Consider the following 19,041-nt stretch of genomic DNA (forward strand, 5'->3'; position numbering starts at 1 on the left):
TCAGATGAGTACCCGTCGATCGGCGGAAGAAATACTTCCAGCAGTCTCGGGTGTTGTATCTGAGTGGTATTCGGTGAACTGCTTGAGTGAGACGGTCAGATCACGAGTGAAGGCAAAGTATCCAATCTGGGTATTTTTACAGAGGTTCATCGCCATATCCATCAGACCCCGGGGATCAGGTCGTGCCTCTCCAAGCCAGATGTGGAAGATATTGCCTCCATCAACAATCGGGAAGAAGACATGTTCAAGTTCCATCCTCTTTGTGAGTGTCACCGGTGCAGAGGGGGTGACGTGGATACCGTTTGTATAATAGACCGGGAGATCAAGCGTCTTCTTCGCCCTCTCCAGGAGGTTCTTCGTGTCGCCTTTCACAACCTTGAGCGCATATGGCCGGAAGGTTTCATCAAGGAGATCGGCGACGGCAAATCGCTGTCCTGTCGTCTCTGCCGGGGTTCGGGCGAGTGCAATTGTCATTCCGTGCTCAGCCGAGAGCTTCTTGGCGTACTGTTCCATCTCGGTCATCGTTCGAACTGCGAAACGGAAGGCTTCCTTCGTCTCATGAAGCTGGGATCCGGTATGATGCTGAATCATCTCATTGACGCCCACAATCCCGATGGTATAGACGAGCCCTTCGAGATCGACTGCAACTGATCCACGCTCATGCGTGATGGGATCTTTGGGTCGCTGCATTGCAAATGGCATCCTGCCGTTTGCCCGGACAAGTTCCATCCAGCGGCGTTTGATCCGGAATATTGAGACCGCCGAATCCATCATGCCCCGCAGTTCTGCAAAGAGTGCTTCATCATCATGATCGGCCCGATATGCTGCTCGTGGACAGTTGACTGATATCACCTGCCAGGATCCCATCGAGAAATGTGCCCCATTCTGGAAATTGAGCTTATCATCGAAGCTGGTGTCATTTGCGGCTGTTGTTGAGAACTGATATGCACAGCACTGGTAGCAGGATATTCCCTCACCTGCCCCACGGTACTCCGGGAGCTGGTTATCATAGTAGGGTGTTCCGAACTTCGAGGCGAGTTCGAAGGTCATCAGATAGAGTTCCCGGTATGTCGGGATATCCTGATGGTCGCGGTTGAAATCCTCGTCTTCATCGATGAAATCGGGCTCGATACTGATCTCAGGTTTTGGGAAGTTGAAGGGCTTCCCCCAGTCATCCCCTTCAAGCATCACTTCCATAAGCGTAGCAAAGAGGAGCCGTACCTCTCGTTCAAATTCCCCATAGGTCCGTAGCGGCGCCTGCTCCCCGTTCCAGACTTTTCCTTTGAAGACGATTGGCTTGTCACGCCAGAGTTTTGGAACACCTGGTGAGAGCTGAACCGATGAAAAGACCACCTGGCCGCCACGGGCGACCATCATCTGGGTCATCTCGTAGACGAACATCTGCATCAGTTGTTTGATCTCGGTCTTATTCATCCCCTCGACATAGGGTGCGAGGAAGGTGAGGAAGTTGTAGTATCCCTGACCCCCGGCAAAGTTTGTCTGAGCAGATCCAAGGGCTTTGACGGCATGCAGAACGGCAACCTCCGGGCGTTTCGCAGGACCTGCAACGCTTGCTTTGGTCCCGTTTCCATCCGGCATCAGGCCATAGTAGAAGAAGTAGCGGAGGTCCCAATCCTGGCAAAATGGTCTGCTCCCAAAATATTCCAGGTCATGGATGTGCATATCTCCTGTGAGGTGAAGATCGGCCAACTCCGGAGGGAGCTGGAGGAGATACTGCTCCTTACTGATCTTGTCAGCCTTCTTCTTATGCGAAGTTTCGGCATTCTCCTGAAGATTGGAGTTATCCTTGGACTCAAACCCTCTGCCGACATCGATCAGGTGCGCATCAAAAACAGGAGTTCCGACCCGTGTGCAGACGTTCCGGTAGTCGACCAGCCCCTCTTCGAGGAGGGTCATGTTCATGATCTCACGGATAAGAGGGCCTGAGAGAAAGGTGAGTCCAAGCTTTTTTATTCTGTTTTCAACTTCAAGTGCAATCCGCTCGGCGAGCTCGCGCTCCGCCCCTTCCCTCCCATAAAAGGTCTGGACAAGCCGTGTCTCCTGAAGGATTTGGTTCTCGATTTTTGTCCGGTCCCAGTCCATCATGTGGCCAAACGAGGTCCTGACCTTCGGCATAGCGGGCCGAAATGCTCCGTCGAGGGTCGACTGGCGTGTATCTTTCATTCGGCCTTCACCGTTTACATAATTCTTCGACAGAGTTCTGTACCTCTCCATGTGCGAAGATTTCTTTTGAAGTGAGATACTCTTCGTCTATCTGGAGGACAGGTGCTTCCATCACAAAGATACCGTTCATCCGGAGATCGGTCAGTGCTTCGGGATCATCGAGGCTTCGTTCTGTATACATAATCTCCTTCTTCTGGAGGTAGCTCTTGAGTATTTCACAATTTGGACAGACTTCGAGTGAATAGACGATGATATTTTTACTATCTGACATAAGGAGTACCCCGGGTTGTGATGATCTATTGGTTCTGGCTAAGAAACTACTTTGCCCTTTTGTAATATCAACTATCCTTTTTGTATATGATGGCAGGTGAAACCTTAACCTTCATAAACACTGATTAACTGGGTAATTGCTATGGTCCGGCTGTTTATCGCAATTGATATAACCGATTCTTGCCGGGATGCCCTGTCTTCCCTGCAGAATCCTCTCATCGGAATGAAGGGGAGACTTGCAATCGTTGATCCCTCTCTTCTGCATATAACACTGAAATTTCTTGGAGAAGTACCGGGAGATCGCATCACATCGATCATATCCGCGCTCAAAACCATTCGCTCACCATCATATGAGGTTGATATCCGGGGAATAGCATCCAATAATCCACGTCGGCCGCGTGTCATCTGGACAGAAGTCCGGGATGGCGGCCGGAGCGCTCAGCTTGCCGGTATGATCGAATCTGTCCTTGAACCTCTTGGATTTCCATCTGAAACTCGTCCTTTTCGTCCGCATATCACCCTTGCGCGGGTAAAGGAGTTTCATCCTGATCTCCCTGGTCAGCTCAGAGAGATCTCTTCTTCTGAATCATCCGGGTGTGCATCAATGCCCGTCTCGTCTTTTCTTCTGAAGAAGAGCACCCTCACCCCCCGCGGCCCTGTTTACGAGACACTTGCCGAGGTGACGTTATGACCCGAACCAGGCTTGAGGAGGATGTCCTCTCCCGTATCAGGCCGACACCCGAAGAGGTCCGACATATTCGCGCAATATCAGATGAGATCATTCGGTATCTTAGCGAAGAGCACAACCGGCCATCGATGGTTGTCGGCTCAGTGGCGCGGGGCACATTCGTCAGGGGAGACCGTGATCTTGATATATTCATGCTCTTCCCTCCCGATCTCCCACGTGATGATCTTGCTGAAGAGGGAATCAGAATCGCGCGAAATGTCGTTGATCACTTCGGGGGAACAGCTGTTGAGAAGTATGCCGAACATCCATATTTAAATGCCCGCATCTATGATCTCGACTGTGATCTCGTTCCCTGCTATCATGTCGCTTCAGCACGGGAGATCAAGAGCGCGGTTGACAGAACACCCTTTCATACTCTGTACATCACCCCCCGTATTCCACCTCTTGTCGATGATGCCCTCCTTTTAAAGCAGTTCACCAAAGCAGGAGGTGTCTATGGGTCAGACCATATGACGGAAGGTTTCTCCGGATATCTCTGTGAACTCCTCATCCTCTATTATGGCGGGTTCCGGCCGCTCATCGAAGCGGCGGCGGCATGGCGACCCGGATGTCTCATCGATCCTGAGAATCACCGGACCCGTTCATTTGATGAGCCGCTTGTGGTGGTCGATCCCACTGATCCCAACAGGAATGTCGCCGCCGCCCTTTCACTTGATCGGATGTGTGAATTCATTGAGCTTGTCCGGGCATATCGTGCCGCCCCTTCCGATGCCTTCTTCTCCTGCCGCCAGCCCGTTTCCTTCTCAAGGAATCAGCTCATAATGGCTCTGGAGGAACGGGGGACCGAACTCTATCTCCTGAACTTTGGGACTCCGGCATATGTCCCCGACACAGTCGTACCCCAACTTCGGAAAAGTCTTACTGCAATAGCAGATCTCCTTCTGCGAAATGGTTTCCATGTTAACAGGACTGACTGTTTTATGGGAGATGATGTATCGGTTCTCCTTTTTGAACTCTTCAATGAGACAGTGCCGCCGGTTGTCCGGCATATCGGACCCCCTGTCTGGAATGGTGGAAACGCTGAAAAGTTTGTGCAGAAATATCTTGATGACTCACCCCTCTCCGGACCTTTTATCGAGGATGGTCGGTATGTGGTCGAGATACGGCGGCCATATACGAAAGCGGCCGAGCTTCTCTCATCAGAGACTCTTCTTCATGCTGCCCTCGGGAAGCATGTCAGAAAGTCGATGATGATCGGATGGGATCTTAAGAGTGGTGAAGACTGCTGGACTGAAGATCTTGCAGTCTTCTTTGCGAACTTCTTCGAACGTTCAGGCCCTGGCGTTCGGATAATGAGGCTTGGCGAGGAGTAGGGTGTGAATCAGGTCAGCGTTAATCAGCATACCGTCCGTGTCTCCTGGTTTTATCTGCTGCTCTGGATCGCCTCCGCCTCCGCTTTTATTATTCTTCTGGCGATGCGGAGCCCCTACTGGCTGGTTGCACTCCCTGGTCTTGTCTTTATTTACATGTGGTTCATGCTTGTGACCCTTTATCCCGGATCGCTCCTCCTCAGCGAGACACATATGACGCTTCTGATGATGGGGTCAGGCAGGAAGCGGGTCATCCCATTATCTGATCTCATGGTGGAGGAGCAGGAACACAATTTTGAGCTGAAATCAGCTACCATAGAAGAGAAGAGGCGATATCTTCTCTCAAAGAAGGACCTCTCCCCAGAGATGGCCGACTATCTTCGCAGACGATCAAAACGTGCTCCCCGAAATCGAAAACGGTGAATGGTGACCATATGGTCATCTCCTATCCGAATGTATGAAGGGTTGCTGCAATGAAGACAAGTCCGCCGAGTGTTGTATTGATTGCCGGGAGATACCAGTATAGTATCTTAATGTCAACGTCTCTCTTCAGCAGCAACAGGAGAGGAATTGCAGGGTATATCAGTACAAGGAGGCTTGCCGGGTGTATTCCTGAAGCAAATATGACAATTATGGAGAGGCTCGCCCAGAAGAGGAGACAGAGGAGAAGTGATGGCCTCTCACTCAATACAACTGCTGTTGTTTGCAGACCTGCTTTTTTATCATACCCGATATCCGGGATGGCGGAAAAGAGATGCATGGCGGCTATATGGAAAAACCCAGCAAGAATAAGGAACCATGGTGGCAGATACCCTGACGCAAGGTAATAGCCGAATATCCCTGGCATGATATAAAGCATGTTTGAAGCAAAATCGAGACCTGGCAGCTCTTTAAAGCGCAGGGGTGGGGCGCTATAGAAGAATGAGAGGAAGAGAAAGATGGAGAAGATCACCCGTTCTGTCCAGTCTGCCTGGGTGGCAAGGAGGATGAAACTGATGCCTGCAACGAGGGTGAGGAGGAAGAAGAGACCCTTTTGATCCTTCTTTTGCCATCGATACTCCTGTACATCTTTTTTAGGGTTATTTTTGTCCGTCTCCTGATCAAAATAATCATTGACGCCATAAATGAAGATATTTGCGGGGATGAAGAAGTAGAAGAGATAGATCATATATTCTGGCCGAAGAAATGCCTCCCAGGATGCCATCCCGAGGGCAAATCCGACAACATAGGTTCCACCAGTATATATCCAGAATCGTACTCTGGAGATGCGAAATGCAAGAGAGAGAAGGTTCTCAGACATCACTCTTCACTCTTGCGGGAGCAAAGCCATGGAGCGGTTCCACAGGCTCTTCTGGAGGATATTGCAATGGTATTTCCAAGGGCTGTTGCGACGATCCGTGGAATTGAGGGCTTCACCTTTCGTTCATAGACGATTGAGGGACGCGTCTGAATTACACGGGCAGTCCAGGTATACATATCGGATGCCGTCTTCACCGGAATAAGAGATCGGGCTGGAATTGAAGAAAATCCTTTCTCTGCCTCTTCCTGCCATATCTCATACCTCTCAATCTGTCTTTGCAGGAATGCGTCGAATGCCTCAGGATTGCGCCGTATATGATCCTCATCGAGGCTCGCAAGCCCAAACTGACTGAGTTCCTCCACCGGGAAATAGAGCCTTCCCAATCTTAGATCTTCGGGGATATCCCTGATAAAATTGATATATTGCATTGCTCTTCCAAGCAGGCGGGCTGCATGATCTGCTCTCTCCGGGAGTCTGAGGATACGTGCCATCATCAGGCCGACAACCTCGGATGATCCGTACAGGTATCCGAGGAGATCCTCCTCTGTTTCATAGTGGCTGACAGTAATATCCATCTCCATGGATCTGAGGAAGGCATCAACCCACCCGGGTTCAAAAGAGAGGCGCAGAGCCAGATCTGCAAACCCGTCGATGACCACATTCCCGGTTATCTCACCAGATGCCGCCCTCTCATAGGTATCAACGAATGAATAAAACGCCTCAGTCTCCTGGGGGATGGCATCAACATAATCATCTGCCACACGGACGAAGCTGTAGAGGATGAAGACATCTCTTCTAATCTCGCGGGGAAAGAAGAGTGTACTGTAGAAGTACGTCCTGCTTCCACCATAGAATATCGATAATAATGTCGTATCCATTCATATCCCCGCTATCTCTTTCGTCCGGCGATCTCATCGGCAATGATCTGCGACGATATCAGCGTCATCGGAACGCCGATCCCGGGATGGGTATACTGGCCGGTATAGTAGAGATTCTCAACCTTCCTGCTCTGGTGTGCCGGCCGCCAGAAAGCTGTCTGGAAGAGGGAGTGTGTCAGCCCAAGTGCTGTTCCACGGTATGCATTGTATCGCTCCTCAAAGTCGCCCAATGCAAAAATCCTCTTCGTTACGACTGCATCTCTGATGCTCTCCCCGGTTGTTGATTCGATGTGATCGATGATCTGGTTGTAGAATCTCTCCCGAATCTCCGGCGAGTCCGGGATGCCGGGTGCAAGAGGGACAAGGATGAAGAGTGCCTCTCCATCTTCAGGGGCAGCCGATGCATCGGTCTTTGACGGGACATTCACATAGTATGACGGACTCTCGGGCCATTCAGCCTGTGCAGGGTCGAAGATGCGGTGGAAGTTCTCCTCCCAGTCCTTATCGAGGAAGAGGGTGTGATGCGCAAGAGACTCTGCTTTCTTGTTAATACCAAGATAGACGACAAATGCGGACGGTGCTATCTCCCGCTTCTTCCAGTACTTCTCCGGATAGGTGGCATATTGTGGTTCAAGCAGGGCCATCTCAGCATGCGGATAATCCGCATTGACGATGACGATATCTGCTTCATATGTATCGTTTGAGGTGGTAACACCGGTTGTCACACCGTCGCTGACATCTATCGAGGTGACGGGTTCATTGAAACGGAATGAGGCACCGTTCTGTCTGGCGAGATCATAGATCCCTTCAACAACCTTCCGCATACCACCATCCGGGTACCATACCCCCATGCTCAGATCAATATAGGACATCATATGGTAGAATGCAGGCGTATTCTTCGGCGAGCTGCCGAGGAAGCCGACAGAATATTGTACGATCCTGCGTGCTTCATCGCTTGAAAAACGTTTTTTAACGAAGGAATCGAGGCTTTCGAAGATATGAAATTTTCTCCCTTCCAGGATCATATGGGGATCGAACATATCAAAGATGGATCGATAGTCCCGGTACAACATCTGCCCAATTGCGAGGTCATACTTCTCTTTTCCCTCATTGAGGTATCTTCTGAGTTTCTCTCCTCCATCTTTTTCGAAGGTATCAAATAAGGCGAGGTTTTTTGACACATCTGATGCGATGTCGATGGTCGGCCCTTCTTCGAAGTAAATCCTGTAGGACGGATCGAGGCGGGCCAGATCATAGAAATCCTCTGGCTTCTTCCCAAACTCAGCGAAGAACTTCTCATAGACATCCGGCATCAGATACCATGACGGTCCCATGTCGAATGCATACCTCCCGTCTCTATGAGTACCTGCCCTGCCACCCGGCTGTTCATTCTTCTCTATGACGGTGACATCAAACCCCTCTTTGGCAAGCAATGCAGCCGCCGAAAGCCCTCCAAATCCTGCTCCAACAATAATCAGTTTCATCCAGGCACGCTCCTCTGTTTATAATTATGTTGTTATTATTATCTTTTATAGACTATAATTGCATATCTCATTAATAAATCTATTTTTTGAGGTTTTCTGGTGATATTTCATCTTCAGGGAAGAGTGGGTCTATCTGTGTCAGATACAGGAGGCTGATAAGAAGTATGGCCCCGATAATGAATGGGATGAGTAATCCGGCATACAGGAGGTACCCGGTCCATAATGAGATGATCAGAAGAAGACTGGATGCCATACCTATGGCAATCGGTCTCTGGCATATCAGTCTCTCTTTCATCCCGAGATAGAGTATTCCGGAATAAATGAGTCCTGTCAGCAACCAGCCAAGGAAGTTGATGGCCGGCACTCCATAATACCAGCCTCCACCTGGCCATATCCAGAGCCCTGCATGAACGATCGCCGGATCAATGGCAAGATCAATGAGGACGAGCAGGAGGGCACCTCCAATGATCAGGCGCCAGGGATGCGTACCTGCAAGATGTGAGGCAATAGTAAAAGCACCAAGCAGTATTGGAAGATAGGCGAAAGCAACGGTGAATGGAACGAGATCAAAGAGCAGAAACCCGAGATTATCAGAATAGTGAAATTCACCATAGGGCAGACCTGTGACAATCGCCTGTGCCTCAACAATGAGAGGAATGATGCTGAGGATCGTCAGGAGAAGAATCCCTCTCCACAGTCCGGCTTCCTTACAGAGAATGAAATAGGAGGGCAGGGCGATTGCGATGATAAAAAGCCCTGAGATAGCGGGAATATTAATATCCGTATCGAATCGTATGATCAGAAACCCTGCCAAAAAAAGAACGATTGATATAACCATCAGGACTGTCGTAAGATTTCTCCGCATCATGAACGGATACTATCCCCTGATGATAAAAAAGGATTTCCGGGTAGCTGATACTATCCCCGTGGGATTCCTCGTGCCGCCTTCCTTGCGGCAAGAGACTCAATTGGCTGCCGGTCAATCGTCTCATCCGCGATGAGTGCCCCCGCAGCGATGGCAGAGTGTACAAACGCCTCTCCCACCCCGCTCCGGATGATGAGTGTCGTATACCCTTCCGGTGATCCGATTGCCCCTGCTGAGATGTCCGATTCTCTTGCCGTTAAATCTGTACAGATTGTACATCCAGGCCGGATCGCCTCCTCCAGTTCCTTCAGGGGAATCCTGATCACCCCTCCATCCGTCTTTGTCACATCGAGACCGCCTTTGACATTGAGCCTCTCAATATCGTAGGGCATGAGATGATGGCGCCTGCCGAGAATGTCTCCGACAAGATGATCGTAATCGAATGTCTCAGTACAGAAGAGACCCAGTACGAGCCGTATGGAGCGGGCGTATGGCCGCACAAGATCGTTGTCGCTCTTCTTCATCAGAGCAAGCGCTTCTGTGACGCAGGGGAGGCCGATGACCGCGATACGTCTGCATTTCTTCTTCAGAACGGCCTCTTTCAGGGCTGCAAGGAGCGGAACCCACCAGGCGTATCTGCTTCCTGCATGCCGGATAAGATCTCCTGATGATGTGATGACGACTGACTGTGGCTGCAGCGTAAACCGATCTTCTGTGACGGTGACAACTGCATCTATCATTTCCGTCTCTAAAGCGTGGGCGAGAATCGCTGTCACCGCACCACCGCTCTGCTTATGTGGGATCTCGGATCCGGCCTTCGCTGCAATTATTGACCGGTACTCCCCAAGAAGGCCGCGCCCCTGTATCGTTCCTACACGTGGACAGACGGCATAACAGGCGCCGCAGGGGACACCATCGACGACCTCTTTACAATAGAACCTGTTCTCCGGACAGATGGTCTGATCTGAACAGAATACGATAGCGTCGGCCGGACAGACCGCTACACAGGCACCGCAACCAGAACAACGGCCGGTATTCCACACTTCACGCTGCAGGTCCTGATAATTACTTCCTGACACCACACTCACTCCCAGGTATATTTATTTGCAAACGGCCGGCCGCTTGCAGGGGTTATCCTCGTATATCCATCTTCAATGAGACGACTCGGATCGACAGAAAACCGCTCGGCATACTGCCTGATGAAGGGAATGATCCGGGCTTTGTCTTCCTCTGTTGCTTCTGCTTTCTTCGCACCGACCCCAAGGAGGCGTTCGGGAACGTCACCCCGTATGAATATCTCGCCTCCATGAATCCCTGATCCGATTCCGCGATCCGGCAGGACTCTCTTCTCCTGCAATCCAAGAATGATCACAAGTCCTCCTGCCATATATTCTCCAAGGAAGGCACGGGCATTTCCACCGACGACCAGGACCGGGCGGTGTTCGCCATATTCTTTCATATGGATCCCCCCACGGTACCCGATATCGTCACGAACCATTACCATTCCTCCCCGCATCGAATGGGCTGTGGCATCTCCGGAACTTCCATGAATGATAATCTCCCCTGCATCCATGGTGTTGCCTGGTGCATGGTCGCAGTTGCCGAAGACCTCAACCGTAGGACCGCTCATAAACATCCCGAGATCCCCGCCCGGAATTCCATTGACAGTGATGGTAACCTCGCCCTTCAGTCCATCGGCAATGAACCGCTGGCCAAGGACATTATCGATCCGAATCTGCGACACTCCGTCCTGGACAGCGGATCGAATCTTCTTGTTCAGGGGTGTATAGTGCAGTCCGTCTGCATCGATCACGATCTCCTTCCTCATACTTATGCCCCCACCGGCTTGACATCAAGGACGTTCATCATCGCCTCGTCAAGCAGATACGCCCTGAGCCTGTCGCGGTTCCCACGCAGGCTCTCGATACTGTTAATCCCGGCCGCACCCATCAGCTCGCTGATCTCAAGCGTCCAGCCTTTGAAGAGGTTGGCGACATGCTGCCACTCGACATCCGGATTAAGGCGTTTCGTCAGTCCGGGTATCTGGGTTGCGATGCCCCAGGGACATTGCCCGCGATAACATGTGCCGCAGACCCTGCAACCCATAGCGATCAATGCGGCAGTTCCAATATAGATGGCATCAGCTCCGAGCGCGATCGCTTTTGTTACATCGGCTGCATCCCGGATGCCTCCGGAGGCGATGATCGAGATCTCATTTCTGATACCCTGTGATCTGAGCTTCTGATCAACTGCCGCGATGGCAGCCTCGATCGGGATGCCGACATGATCCCGGAATACCCGTGGTGCGGCCCCGGTGCCTCCCCTGAATCCATCAATGACGACGGCATCGGCAGATGATCGTGCAATTCCGGATGCAATGGCCGCGACATTATGGACGGCGGCAATCTTTACAAAGATAGGCTTCTTCCACTCGGTCGCCTCTTTCAGGGAATGGACGAGCTGTTTGAGATCCTCTATCGAGTAGATGTCATGATGGGGCGCAGGGCTGATCGCATCGCTCCTCTCCGGGATCATCCTGGTCTGTGAGACGTCAGGTCCGACCTTCTCTCCCGGCAGGTGGCCGCCGATACCAGGCTTTGCCCCCTGCCCTATCTTGATTTCGATGGCTGCTCCACGTTCCAGGTAGTCAATATCAACACCAAACCGCCCTGAAGCGACCTGGACGATCATATTATCCTGGTACTGACGGAGTGACGGGTGTAATCCACCCTCGCCTGTTCCCATGAATGTGCCCTGATCCGCAACTGCACGTGCCATCGATAGCTGGGCATTCAGACTGATTGCGCCATAGCTCATATGCCCGATCATGATCGGTGTGTTTATGCGGAGATTTGGCGCAAGGGTTGTCTTGAGCAGAACATCCCCTTTATCATTCCGGTGAAGATCCAGTTTTCGTGGCTTCTTCCCAAGATAGGTCCGAAGCTCCATCGGTTCGCGGAGGGGATCGATGCTTGGGTTGGTTACCTGGCAGGCATCAAGGAGCAGGCGGTCGAATATGCTCGGGAGATCCTGTGCATTTCCCATCCCGGCTAATACAATTTTTCCTGTTCGTGCCTGATTATAGATCGCCTCACGCGCCTCCCTGCTCCAGACCGGATGGCTCCTATAGTCGATCGGCTTCTCCTCGATGGTTATTGCGTCACGTGGACACATCGCAACACACCGGTGACAGGCAACGCATCGGCGCGAGTCGATATGAATCTTCTCGCCTTCAAGGCGATATGTTCCGTATGGGCAGTTCTCGATACACCGCTCGCAGAGCATACACTCGTCGGTATCAATCCTGACCTTGAACTTCATCGGTACTGATCCAAGACTCATATCCTGACCCTCCCAATGACCGGCTCCCCGGCTTTTGGCATCCAGACCCGATCAAGGGCTGGCTCCATACGTCTGATCGCCGCTTCCTCGCTTGATATGTATAAGCGGTCTCCTGATTCCGCAGCGATGAGGGGCCTAAGCTTGATACGATCAGTAAAACCGACGATGCCCTCAGCTGTTGCAACAACGATGGCAAAGGGTCCGTTCATCAATGCGGATCCATAGGTCAGGCGGATCGCCTGATTCAGCCTCTGCTGTTCATCCGGCATCTGATCGATCTCATCCCAGAATGGAGGGGCGAACGCCCGGACCATCAGATCTTCAGGTAGGCCATGTTTTCGTCCGAGGAGATCACAGAGGTACGCAACGACCTCGGTATCGGTATACATTGTGCACCGATAGCCGTAACTTTCAATATAACGGCGGTTAGTGCCATACGAGGTTATCTCACCGTTATGCACCACACTCCAGTCGAGGAGGTTGAAGGGGTGTGCTCCACCCCACCACCCGGATGTGTTTGTTGGATATCGGTTATGGGCAAGCCAGATATACCCTTCATATTTCTCGATCTGGTAAAAGTCTGCCACCGCTTCAGGCCAGCCTGATGCCTTGAAGACGCCGATATTTTTCCCTGATGAAAAGACTATTGCACCGGGAATTGTCGTGTTAATCTGCATGACGAGCTTCATCACGATATCCTCATCCGGTGTCCTGCTTCCCGGCATCAGGGATATATCAGGCTTGAAGAAGTACCGCCATGGAATATGGGTCCGTCTGAGATCAGGCTGTTCAACAGTTGGAATTTCTTCCTGATCTTCGATATGACCCCATTTTCTGAGTATCTCATCAACTGCGACCTTCGGCTCCACAAGGTTATCGTAGAAGATATGGAGTGCGTAATACTCTGCATAATCGGGGTACACTCCGTATGCAGCATAACCGGCCCCTTCGCCACTTCCCCGTTCATCCATCAGAGAGAGGGCCTTTTTAATGCTGGATCCATCCATCCCGGATCTGGATCTGTCTATGACACTGATAATTCCACACATGGGTAATCACACGAGGCTGAATATAACCTCATTATCTGGTATCTATATGGTTGTTCCATTAAATATTTATAGTAATCAGTAGAAGTAATCTTCCATATGACAGGAGACAGTGTGTCCAGGATCCTGGAAAAGATAGAGGAAGACAGGGTGCAGTTCATCCGTCTTCAGTTCACTGATATCCTTGGGATGTCAAAAAATGTTGCTATCCCTGCGAAGCAGGCTGAGAAGGCACTGACCGACGGGATAAGCTTTGATGGTTCTTCTATCCAGGGCTTTGCCAGGATTGAGGAGTCTGACATGGTCTTAAAGCCGGATATCTCGACATATCAGATTCTGCCATGGCGCTCTGAGAAGAACCGTGTTGCACGGTTCATCTGCGATGTATATACTCCAAAAGGAGCTCCATTTGAGGGTGACCCCCGGTATATTCTCAGGAAGCAGGTTGAGGAAGCCAAAAAAATGGGTTATATCTTCAACACCGGCCCGGAGCTTGAGTTTTTCCTCTTCAAGCAACAGAATGGAGTTCCATCTCTTGAGTTTCAGGATGTCGGAGGATACTTCGATCTCGCCCCGACGGATCTTGCAGAGGATGTCCGGCGGGATATCATCATTGCCCTCACTGATATGGGCTTTGATATCGAGGCGTCCCATCATGAGGTGGCGAAATCCCAGCATGAGATTGATTTCAAGTACGGTGATGCCCTCACGACGGCAGATAATGTCATCACCTTCAAGTATGCAACAAAGACGATTGCTCTGCAGAACGGGCTGCATGCAAGCTTCATGGCTAAGCCAATCTTTGGGATTAATGGTTCAGGAATGCATACCAACTGTTCCCTTGGTACAATGGATGGCCAGAACGCATTCTATGATCCTGATGCGCCAAAGCAGCTCTCAGAGACCGCCATGCAGTTTATTGCAGGCCTGCTGAAGCATGTGAAGGGGATCACCCGACTTGCAAATCCGACGGTCAACTCCTACAAGCGGCTTGTTCCGGGGTATGAAGCTCCTGTCTATATCGGCTGGAGCGCCTCCAACCGGACTGCGCTTGTGCGTGTGCCTGCTCCCCGTGGACGGAGCACCCGGGTTGAGCTGAGGAGCCCTGATCCAACCTGTAATCCGTATCTCACCTTTGCGGCGATACTTGCCGCAGGCCTTGATGGGATCAAAAACAAGCTTGAGCCCCCTGCAAGCGCGGATAAGAACATCTTCCATATGACAAATGAAGAGCGGAACAATGAGGGGATCTACACCCTGCCAGGAAGCCTCATAGAGGCCAACCAATACATGATGCAGGATGCTCTCATCTGCGCCACCCTCGGTCCTCATGTGACTGAGAACTTAAACTCAATCGCAGAGATTGAATGGGACTCGTTTAGGACCGCCGTCACCGACTGGGAGACGAACCGGTACCTCTCGACCTACTAAAACCACCCTCCCTTTTCTTTTTCAGACCGGTTGCGGAGCTGTATTATTCAGCCTGATCTCTGTATGTGTTGTCCTCACTTTTGATCCCGTCTCTTTTCGGCGCTTTTGAATGCTGAAAGGACTGTTTTCTGGATCGTTTATAGGAAGTTATATAAACAATAGAAGATAACTTCCTTCTATGTCATGTGTGAAGGGAGATGAGTCCATGCCTTTCGGGCTTCATCAATCCTTCATATCTGACGTTGGTGGTCCATCTGCCCGGGGTATCCCCGGAGGTGGCCATGTGCTGATTGAACAAACTCGGAAATGGGGTTGAAACAGAATGGAACTTGATTCAGGTGCAACCGCCTTTGTGCTGATTGCAACTGCAATGGTTATGCTGATGACGCCCGGTGTTGGGCTCTTCTATGGTGGCATGGTACGGAGGAAGAACTTCATTTCAGCGATAGCGCTGGCGATGATATCGTTTGCGGTGGTCAGTGTTCAGTGGGTACTGATCGGGTATTCACTTGCATTCGGGCCGGATGTCGGGGGCTTCATCGGTAATCTGGATCATGTTGGGCTTGCTGGTGTCGGCATGGAAGGTGATGGAATACCGGATCTCCTCTTCATGGTCTTCCAGCTGGTCTTTGCCGGGCTGACCCTTGCGATACTGACCTCAGCTCTTGCTGAACGGGTGAAGATCAGCTCATTCATCGTCTTCGGCCTTCTCTGGACGACCCTCGTCTATGATCCGCTTGCTCACTGGGCATGGGGTGGTGGCTGGGCTCACCAGCTTGGAGCACTGGACTTTGCAGGGGGAACGGTTGTTCATATCAGTTCAGGGTTTGGTGCTCTGGCTGCTGCGCTTGTCATCGGAAAACGGATCGGCTTTGGTACCCATTCAATGGAACCACATAACATCCCGATGACCCTGCTCGGTGGAGCACTCCTCTGGTTTGGGTGGTTCGGATTCAACGCCGGTTCAGCCCTTGCTGCTGATGGACTGGCCGCAAGTGCCTTCGTTGTGACAAACACTGCCGCGGCGGCTGGTGCCCTCTCATGGATGTTTGCTGCATGGCTCCATGGAAAACCATCATCACTTGGAATGATCTCAGGTGCAATTGCCGGACTTGTTGCGATAACTCCTGCTGCAGGTTTCGTCGATCCCCTTTCGGCCATTGCAATAGGTTTCATCTCTGGACTTGTATGTTACAAAGCGATGTTGTGGCGGATTAAAAAAGGACTTGATGAGACTCTGGACGCATGGGCCATCCATGGTGTCGGAGGTTTCTGGGGTGCCCTGGCGACCGGTATCTTTGCAACAGCTGCAATAGGTGGTGTTGATGGTCTCCTCTATGGAAACTATGCTCAGTTTGGGATTCAGGCAATCGATGCGATAGCCGCGGTTATCTATGCCTTCGTCGTCACCTATATCCTCGCCTATGTGGTTCATAAGACGATAGGCCTGCGGGTAACCGAAGAGGAAGAGTATGTCGGCCTTGACATCTCCCAGCATGGGGAGAAAGTCGCAAACTGATGGAGGAACTCTGAGATGAAAAAGATTGAGGCAATCATTCGGCCTGAGCGGTATGAAGTCGTTGAGAAGGCTCTTGAAGAGAATGGGTTTACAGCCATGACGATATCGGAGGTACAGGGGCGGGGTGCCCAGAAGGGCATCACCCTTCAGTACCGTGGTGGAGTGATGAAGGTGAATCTCATCCCAAAGATCAAGATCGAAATCTTCAGCAGGGACGAGGATGTCGAGAAGATAGTTGGGATCATTAAAAACAGTGCAATGACGGGGAAGGTCGGGGATGGTCGGATCTTCGTTCTGCCTGTCGAGGGGGAGTACTGGGTCCGAAACCACGAAGGTAACTAAAAACAGATGGGCTCCATCAGTGTACTATCTCCCACCATGGTGAGGGGGGCAGATGGAGCCCTACAATGTCCCCCTCATCATATTCTAACGATTATATCCAGCCGCGAAGCTTCATTGCATTAATGATGCGTTCTGAGGCGACGACATATGCCGCTTTTCTCATGGTAATACCGCTTGTCCTGGCCATCTGGAAGACGTCACGGTATGCCTTGATCATCTTCTTCTCAAGCCTCTGGTTAACCTCTTCCTCGGTCCAGGCATCAAATGTCTTGTTCTGAATCATCTCGAAGAAGGAGACTGTTACTCCTCCGGCATTGCAGAGGATATCAGGGATGACATGGACGCCTTCCTCAAAGAGAATCCGATCCGCTTCAGGTGTTGTCGGTCCGTTTGCAAGCTCGGCGACGATCTTCGGGGTCATCCTCTCGGCGATTGCAGGGGTGATCGCATCTTCAAGCGCTGCTGCAATGACGATATCTGCCTCAAGGGTGAAGACGTCATCACCGTTCAGTTTCTCTGTATTTGGAGATCCGACGACGCTGCCTGTCTTCTTCTTCTGGGCAGTCACCTCTTCAAGGTTTAAGCCCTCAGCATGGTAGACGCCTCCTTGTGAATCGGATACCGCAATGACCCGTGCATTGAGGAGGTTTCGTGCAAGATATGCCGCATTGGCTCCGGCATTTCCAAAGCCCTGTATTGCAACCGTTGCATCTTTCAGCTGGATATTCAGCTCCCGGGCTGCTTCACTGATGGTTGCGATACCTCCACGTGCTGTGGCTTCTGTCCTTCCAAGTGCACCACCAATCTGTATTGGCTTGCCAGTAATAACACCTGGCTGGAACTTGCCCGCAAGCCGTGAGTACTCATCCATCATCCATCCCATTACCCGTGCATCAGTTCCGACATCAGGCGCCGGTACATCGGTCTCGGGGCCGATGAAAGGTGCAATCCGCTGGATATATTTCCGGGTCAGCCTCTGCAGCTCTCTGTCTGAGAGGATTTTCGGATCGCAGACGATCCCTCCTTTTGCACCACCAAGGGGGAGATCGAGGAGCGCTGTCTTCCAGGTCATCCATGCGGCCAGTGATCTGACGGTGTCGATCGTCTCTTCAGGGTGGTACCGGATACCTCCCTTCATTGGACCGAGTGCATCGTTCCACTGGATTCGATATCCGGTGAAGACCTTTACCCGTCCGTCATCCATCCGGATCGGGATAGAAACAGTCAGTTCACGGATTGGGTGGCAGAGCAACTCTGTCGTCAGCATATCCAGATTCATGAACCGTGCACAGTCAAGGATTTGAGGTGGAAGACCGTTATGTCTGTGGTCGAACATTTCAGGGACCTCCGTTGTTTCTGTTCTTTTTTCACTCATGTACTATCTCCGAAAACGGTGCGTCCGGGGTATCCCTCCCCAAACGTCATTAAATCTGTACAGCGTGAGAATAATAAGTCCTTGCCTTCCACCCTTTTATAAATATGTTGAAAAGTCTGTCAATCGCCTCAATATTCAGGGCAGAATTCCTATCATTGCTATGCCGATGATCATCATCATGATGGCAAAGACCCTCTTCAGCCTCTCTGCGGGAAGACGGTGTGCTGTTGCGACACCTGTTCGTGAGAGTGGGATCATCGTTCCTGTCAGGATAATCCATTGCAGAAGGTCGATATATCCGAGGTATCCTGATCCCAGATCCGCGACTCCCAGTCCATGAACGATGTAGGCGAGAATCCCACCAATAGAGAAGAAGAGAATACAGGCAGATGACGTGCCCACTGCCCGATGGATCGGGAGATTGAAGAAGAGGAGGAGTATTGGGACGAGCAGGATACCCCCGCCCATACCAAGAAGCCCTGAAAGAGTGCCGATGACCCCTCCGAGAAGTGTCCATGAGAAGAGGCAGGAGTCATCCTTCCCCTGGCATACCGGGGTGCCGGTCACCATCCGGATTGCGGCGATGATAATCATTACTCCAAAGAGGGGTTTCAATATTTCTGCGGGGAGGTGTGATGCCAGTGTTCCTCCTGCAAAGCCTCCGATCAGTCCTGCAATCCCTATTGGAACTGCGGCATTCCAGTCTATTGCGCCCCTTGAATGATGAGCAAAAGCAGCTGCACAGGATACTGGAAAAACGACCGCCAGACTCGTTCCCAAAGCGATCCGGATCGCCAGTGTCGGATCAATCCCTGAGGAGACCAGGATCATATACTGGACCGGTACCATGAGGAAACCGCCACCCACGCCGAGGAGCCCTGCGAAGAAACCGGCGACAATCCCGGTCAGAAGGAGAATAGAGATGATGAAAAGGAGCTCCATCGACA

Annotated in this window: 18 protein-coding genes; 6 read left to right on the forward strand and 12 right to left on the reverse strand. The window is 51.4% G+C overall.

Annotated elements, in window-relative coordinates:
- Both nrdD and RJ53_RS00095 read right to left on the reverse strand, forming a co-directional pair.
- On the reverse strand, window positions 1–2,184 hold the full coding sequence (gene nrdD, locus RJ53_RS00090; RefSeq protein WP_211529577.1) for an anaerobic ribonucleoside-triphosphate reductase: 2,184 nt from the start codon (window positions 2,182–2,184) through the stop codon (window positions 1–3).
- Between the two features lie 7 nt (window positions 2,185–2,191).
- Window positions 2,192–2,455, reverse strand: coding sequence for a glutaredoxin family protein (locus RJ53_RS00095; RefSeq protein WP_211529578.1), 264 nt, complete (start codon window positions 2,453–2,455; stop codon window positions 2,192–2,194).
- A 141-nt stretch (window positions 2,456–2,596) separates the two neighbouring features.
- Between RJ53_RS00095 and thpR the strand changes: the two genes are divergently transcribed.
- The 3 genes from thpR to RJ53_RS00110 are packed head-to-tail and all read left to right on the forward strand — an operon-like array spanning window position 2,597 to window position 4,935.
- Window positions 2,597–3,145 carry an RNA 2',3'-cyclic phosphodiesterase gene (thpR, locus tag RJ53_RS00100; protein WP_211529579.1) on the forward strand — a complete coding sequence of 183 codons (549 nt, stop codon included), beginning with the start codon at window positions 2,597–2,599 and terminating at the stop codon, window positions 3,143–3,145.
- Window positions 3,142–4,515: a CCA tRNA nucleotidyltransferase gene (cca, locus tag RJ53_RS00105; protein WP_211529580.1), complete on the forward strand. Its 1,374-nt coding sequence runs from the start codon at window positions 3,142–3,144 to the stop codon at window positions 4,513–4,515. The genes thpR and cca overlap by 4 nt, the downstream gene beginning before the upstream one ends.
- A gap of 3 nt (window positions 4,516–4,518) precedes the next feature.
- Window positions 4,519–4,935 carry a hypothetical protein gene (locus RJ53_RS00110; RefSeq protein WP_211529581.1) on the forward strand — a complete coding sequence of 139 codons (417 nt, stop codon included), beginning with the start codon at window positions 4,519–4,521 and terminating at the stop codon, window positions 4,933–4,935.
- Between the two features lie 22 nt (window positions 4,936–4,957).
- Here the strand turns inward: RJ53_RS00110 and RJ53_RS00115 are convergent, their stop codons facing one another.
- From RJ53_RS00115 to RJ53_RS00150, 8 genes are all read right to left on the reverse strand, one after another.
- Window positions 4,958–5,812 carry a prenyltransferase gene (locus RJ53_RS00115; RefSeq protein ID WP_211529582.1) on the reverse strand — a complete coding sequence of 285 codons (855 nt, stop codon included), beginning with the start codon at window positions 5,810–5,812 and terminating at the stop codon, window positions 4,958–4,960.
- Complete coding sequence (locus RJ53_RS00120; RefSeq protein ID WP_211529583.1) at window positions 5,812–6,690, reverse strand: phytoene/squalene synthase family protein; 879 nt, start codon at window positions 6,688–6,690, stop codon at window positions 5,812–5,814. Before RJ53_RS00120 ends, RJ53_RS00115 begins: the two co-directional genes overlap by 1 nt.
- Window positions 6,691–6,701: 11 nt before the next feature.
- On the reverse strand, window positions 6,702–8,174 hold the full coding sequence (locus tag RJ53_RS00125; RefSeq protein WP_211529584.1) for a phytoene desaturase family protein: 1,473 nt from the start codon (window positions 8,172–8,174) through the stop codon (window positions 6,702–6,704).
- 79 nt (window positions 8,175–8,253) lie between these two features.
- Window positions 8,254–9,042 (reverse strand): carotenoid biosynthesis protein, encoded by a 789-nt coding sequence (locus tag RJ53_RS00130; RefSeq protein ID WP_211529585.1) that lies wholly within the window; start codon window positions 9,040–9,042, stop codon window positions 8,254–8,256.
- A 50-nt stretch (window positions 9,043–9,092) separates the two neighbouring features.
- Window positions 9,093–10,118, reverse strand: coding sequence for a Coenzyme F420 hydrogenase/dehydrogenase, beta subunit C-terminal domain (locus tag RJ53_RS00135; protein WP_343221791.1), 1,026 nt, complete (start codon window positions 10,116–10,118; stop codon window positions 9,093–9,095).
- 5 nt (window positions 10,119–10,123) lie between these two features.
- On the reverse strand, window positions 10,124–10,867 hold the full coding sequence (locus RJ53_RS00140; RefSeq protein ID WP_211529587.1) for a GltB/FmdC/FwdC-like GXGXG domain-containing protein: 744 nt from the start codon (window positions 10,865–10,867) through the stop codon (window positions 10,124–10,126).
- Between the two features lie 2 nt (window positions 10,868–10,869).
- Window positions 10,870–12,381 carry a glutamate synthase-related protein gene (locus tag RJ53_RS00145; protein WP_211529588.1) on the reverse strand — a complete coding sequence of 504 codons (1,512 nt, stop codon included), beginning with the start codon at window positions 12,379–12,381 and terminating at the stop codon, window positions 10,870–10,872.
- Window positions 12,378–13,430 (reverse strand): class II glutamine amidotransferase, encoded by a 1,053-nt coding sequence (locus RJ53_RS00150; RefSeq protein ID WP_211529589.1) that lies wholly within the window; start codon window positions 13,428–13,430, stop codon window positions 12,378–12,380. Before RJ53_RS00150 ends, RJ53_RS00145 begins: the two co-directional genes overlap by 4 nt.
- A 96-nt stretch (window positions 13,431–13,526) precedes the next feature.
- On the opposite strand from RJ53_RS00150, the gene glnA reads away from it, so the two are divergent.
- The 3 genes from glnA to RJ53_RS00165 all read left to right on the forward strand — a co-directional run bounded on the left by glnA (window position 13,527) and on the right by RJ53_RS00165 (window position 16,719).
- Entirely contained in the window at window positions 13,527–14,858 is a 1,332-nt protein-coding gene (gene glnA, locus RJ53_RS00155) for a type I glutamate--ammonia ligase (RefSeq protein WP_211529590.1), read from the forward strand.
- A 322-nt stretch (window positions 14,859–15,180) separates the two neighbouring features.
- The gene (locus tag RJ53_RS00160; protein ID WP_211529591.1) at window positions 15,181–16,377 is read left to right on the forward strand and encodes an ammonium transporter; all 1,197 of its coding nucleotides are present in this window, start codon (window positions 15,181–15,183) and stop codon (window positions 16,375–16,377) included.
- 15 nt (window positions 16,378–16,392) lie between these two features.
- The gene (locus tag RJ53_RS00165; RefSeq protein ID WP_211529592.1) at window positions 16,393–16,719 is read left to right on the forward strand and encodes a P-II family nitrogen regulator; all 327 of its coding nucleotides are present in this window, start codon (window positions 16,393–16,395) and stop codon (window positions 16,717–16,719) included.
- 91 nt (window positions 16,720–16,810) lie between these two features.
- Here RJ53_RS00165 and RJ53_RS00170 read toward each other — a convergent pair whose 3' ends face one another.
- Both RJ53_RS00170 and RJ53_RS00175 read right to left on the reverse strand, forming a co-directional pair.
- The gene (locus RJ53_RS00170) at window positions 16,811–18,094 is read right to left on the reverse strand and encodes a Glu/Leu/Phe/Val family dehydrogenase (protein ID WP_246495897.1); all 1,284 of its coding nucleotides are present in this window, start codon (window positions 18,092–18,094) and stop codon (window positions 16,811–16,813) included.
- Window positions 18,095–18,229: 135 nt separating this feature from the next.
- Window positions 18,230–19,036 (reverse strand): sulfite exporter TauE/SafE family protein, encoded by an 807-nt coding sequence (locus RJ53_RS00175; protein ID WP_211529593.1) that lies wholly within the window; start codon window positions 19,034–19,036, stop codon window positions 18,230–18,232.
- Between the last annotated feature and the right edge of the window lie 5 nt (window positions 19,037–19,041).

This window comes from Methanocalculus chunghsingensis (assembly GCF_018132105.1).
Classification (GTDB): domain Archaea; phylum Halobacteriota; class Methanomicrobia; order Methanomicrobiales; family Methanocorpusculaceae; genus Methanocalculus; species Methanocalculus chunghsingensis.

Excerpts from the sequence above, each read along its gene's own strand:
- nrdD (WP_211529577.1), bottom strand. The coding sequence starts at position 2,184 with ATGAAAGATACACGCCAGTCGACCCTCGACGGAGCATTTCGGCCCGCT.
- RJ53_RS00095 (WP_211529578.1), bottom strand. The coding sequence starts at position 2,455 with ATGTCAGATAGTAAAAATATCATCGTCTATTCACTCGAAGTCTGTCCA.
- thpR (WP_211529579.1), top strand. The coding sequence starts at position 2,597 with ATGGTCCGGCTGTTTATCGCAATTGATATAACCGATTCTTGCCGGGAT.
- cca (WP_211529580.1), top strand. The coding sequence starts at position 3,142 with ATGACCCGAACCAGGCTTGAGGAGGATGTCCTCTCCCGTATCAGGCCG.
- RJ53_RS00115 (WP_211529582.1), bottom strand. The coding sequence starts at position 5,812 with ATGTCTGAGAACCTTCTCTCTCTTGCATTTCGCATCTCCAGAGTACGA.
- RJ53_RS00120 (WP_211529583.1), bottom strand. The coding sequence starts at position 6,690 with ATGGATACGACATTATTATCGATATTCTATGGTGGAAGCAGGACGTAC.
- RJ53_RS00125 (WP_211529584.1), bottom strand. The coding sequence starts at position 8,174 with ATGAAACTGATTATTGTTGGAGCAGGATTTGGAGGGCTTTCGGCGGCT.
- RJ53_RS00130 (WP_211529585.1), bottom strand. The coding sequence starts at position 9,042 with ATGATGCGGAGAAATCTTACGACAGTCCTGATGGTTATATCAATCGTT.
- RJ53_RS00140 (WP_211529587.1), bottom strand. The coding sequence starts at position 10,867 with ATGAGGAAGGAGATCGTGATCGATGCAGACGGACTGCACTATACACCC.
- RJ53_RS00145 (WP_211529588.1), bottom strand. The coding sequence starts at position 12,381 with ATGAGTCTTGGATCAGTACCGATGAAGTTCAAGGTCAGGATTGATACC.
- RJ53_RS00150 (WP_211529589.1), bottom strand. The coding sequence starts at position 13,430 with ATGTGTGGAATTATCAGTGTCATAGACAGATCCAGATCCGGGATGGAT.
- glnA (WP_211529590.1), top strand. The coding sequence starts at position 13,527 with ATGACAGGAGACAGTGTGTCCAGGATCCTGGAAAAGATAGAGGAAGAC.
- RJ53_RS00160 (WP_211529591.1), top strand. The coding sequence starts at position 15,181 with ATGGAACTTGATTCAGGTGCAACCGCCTTTGTGCTGATTGCAACTGCA.
- RJ53_RS00165 (WP_211529592.1), top strand. The coding sequence starts at position 16,393 with ATGAAAAAGATTGAGGCAATCATTCGGCCTGAGCGGTATGAAGTCGTT.
- RJ53_RS00170 (WP_246495897.1), bottom strand. The coding sequence starts at position 18,094 with ATGAGTGAAAAAAGAACAGAAACAACGGAGGTCCCTGAAATGTTCGAC.
- RJ53_RS00175 (WP_211529593.1), bottom strand. The coding sequence starts at position 19,036 with ATGGAGCTCCTTTTCATCATCTCTATTCTCCTTCTGACCGGGATTGTC.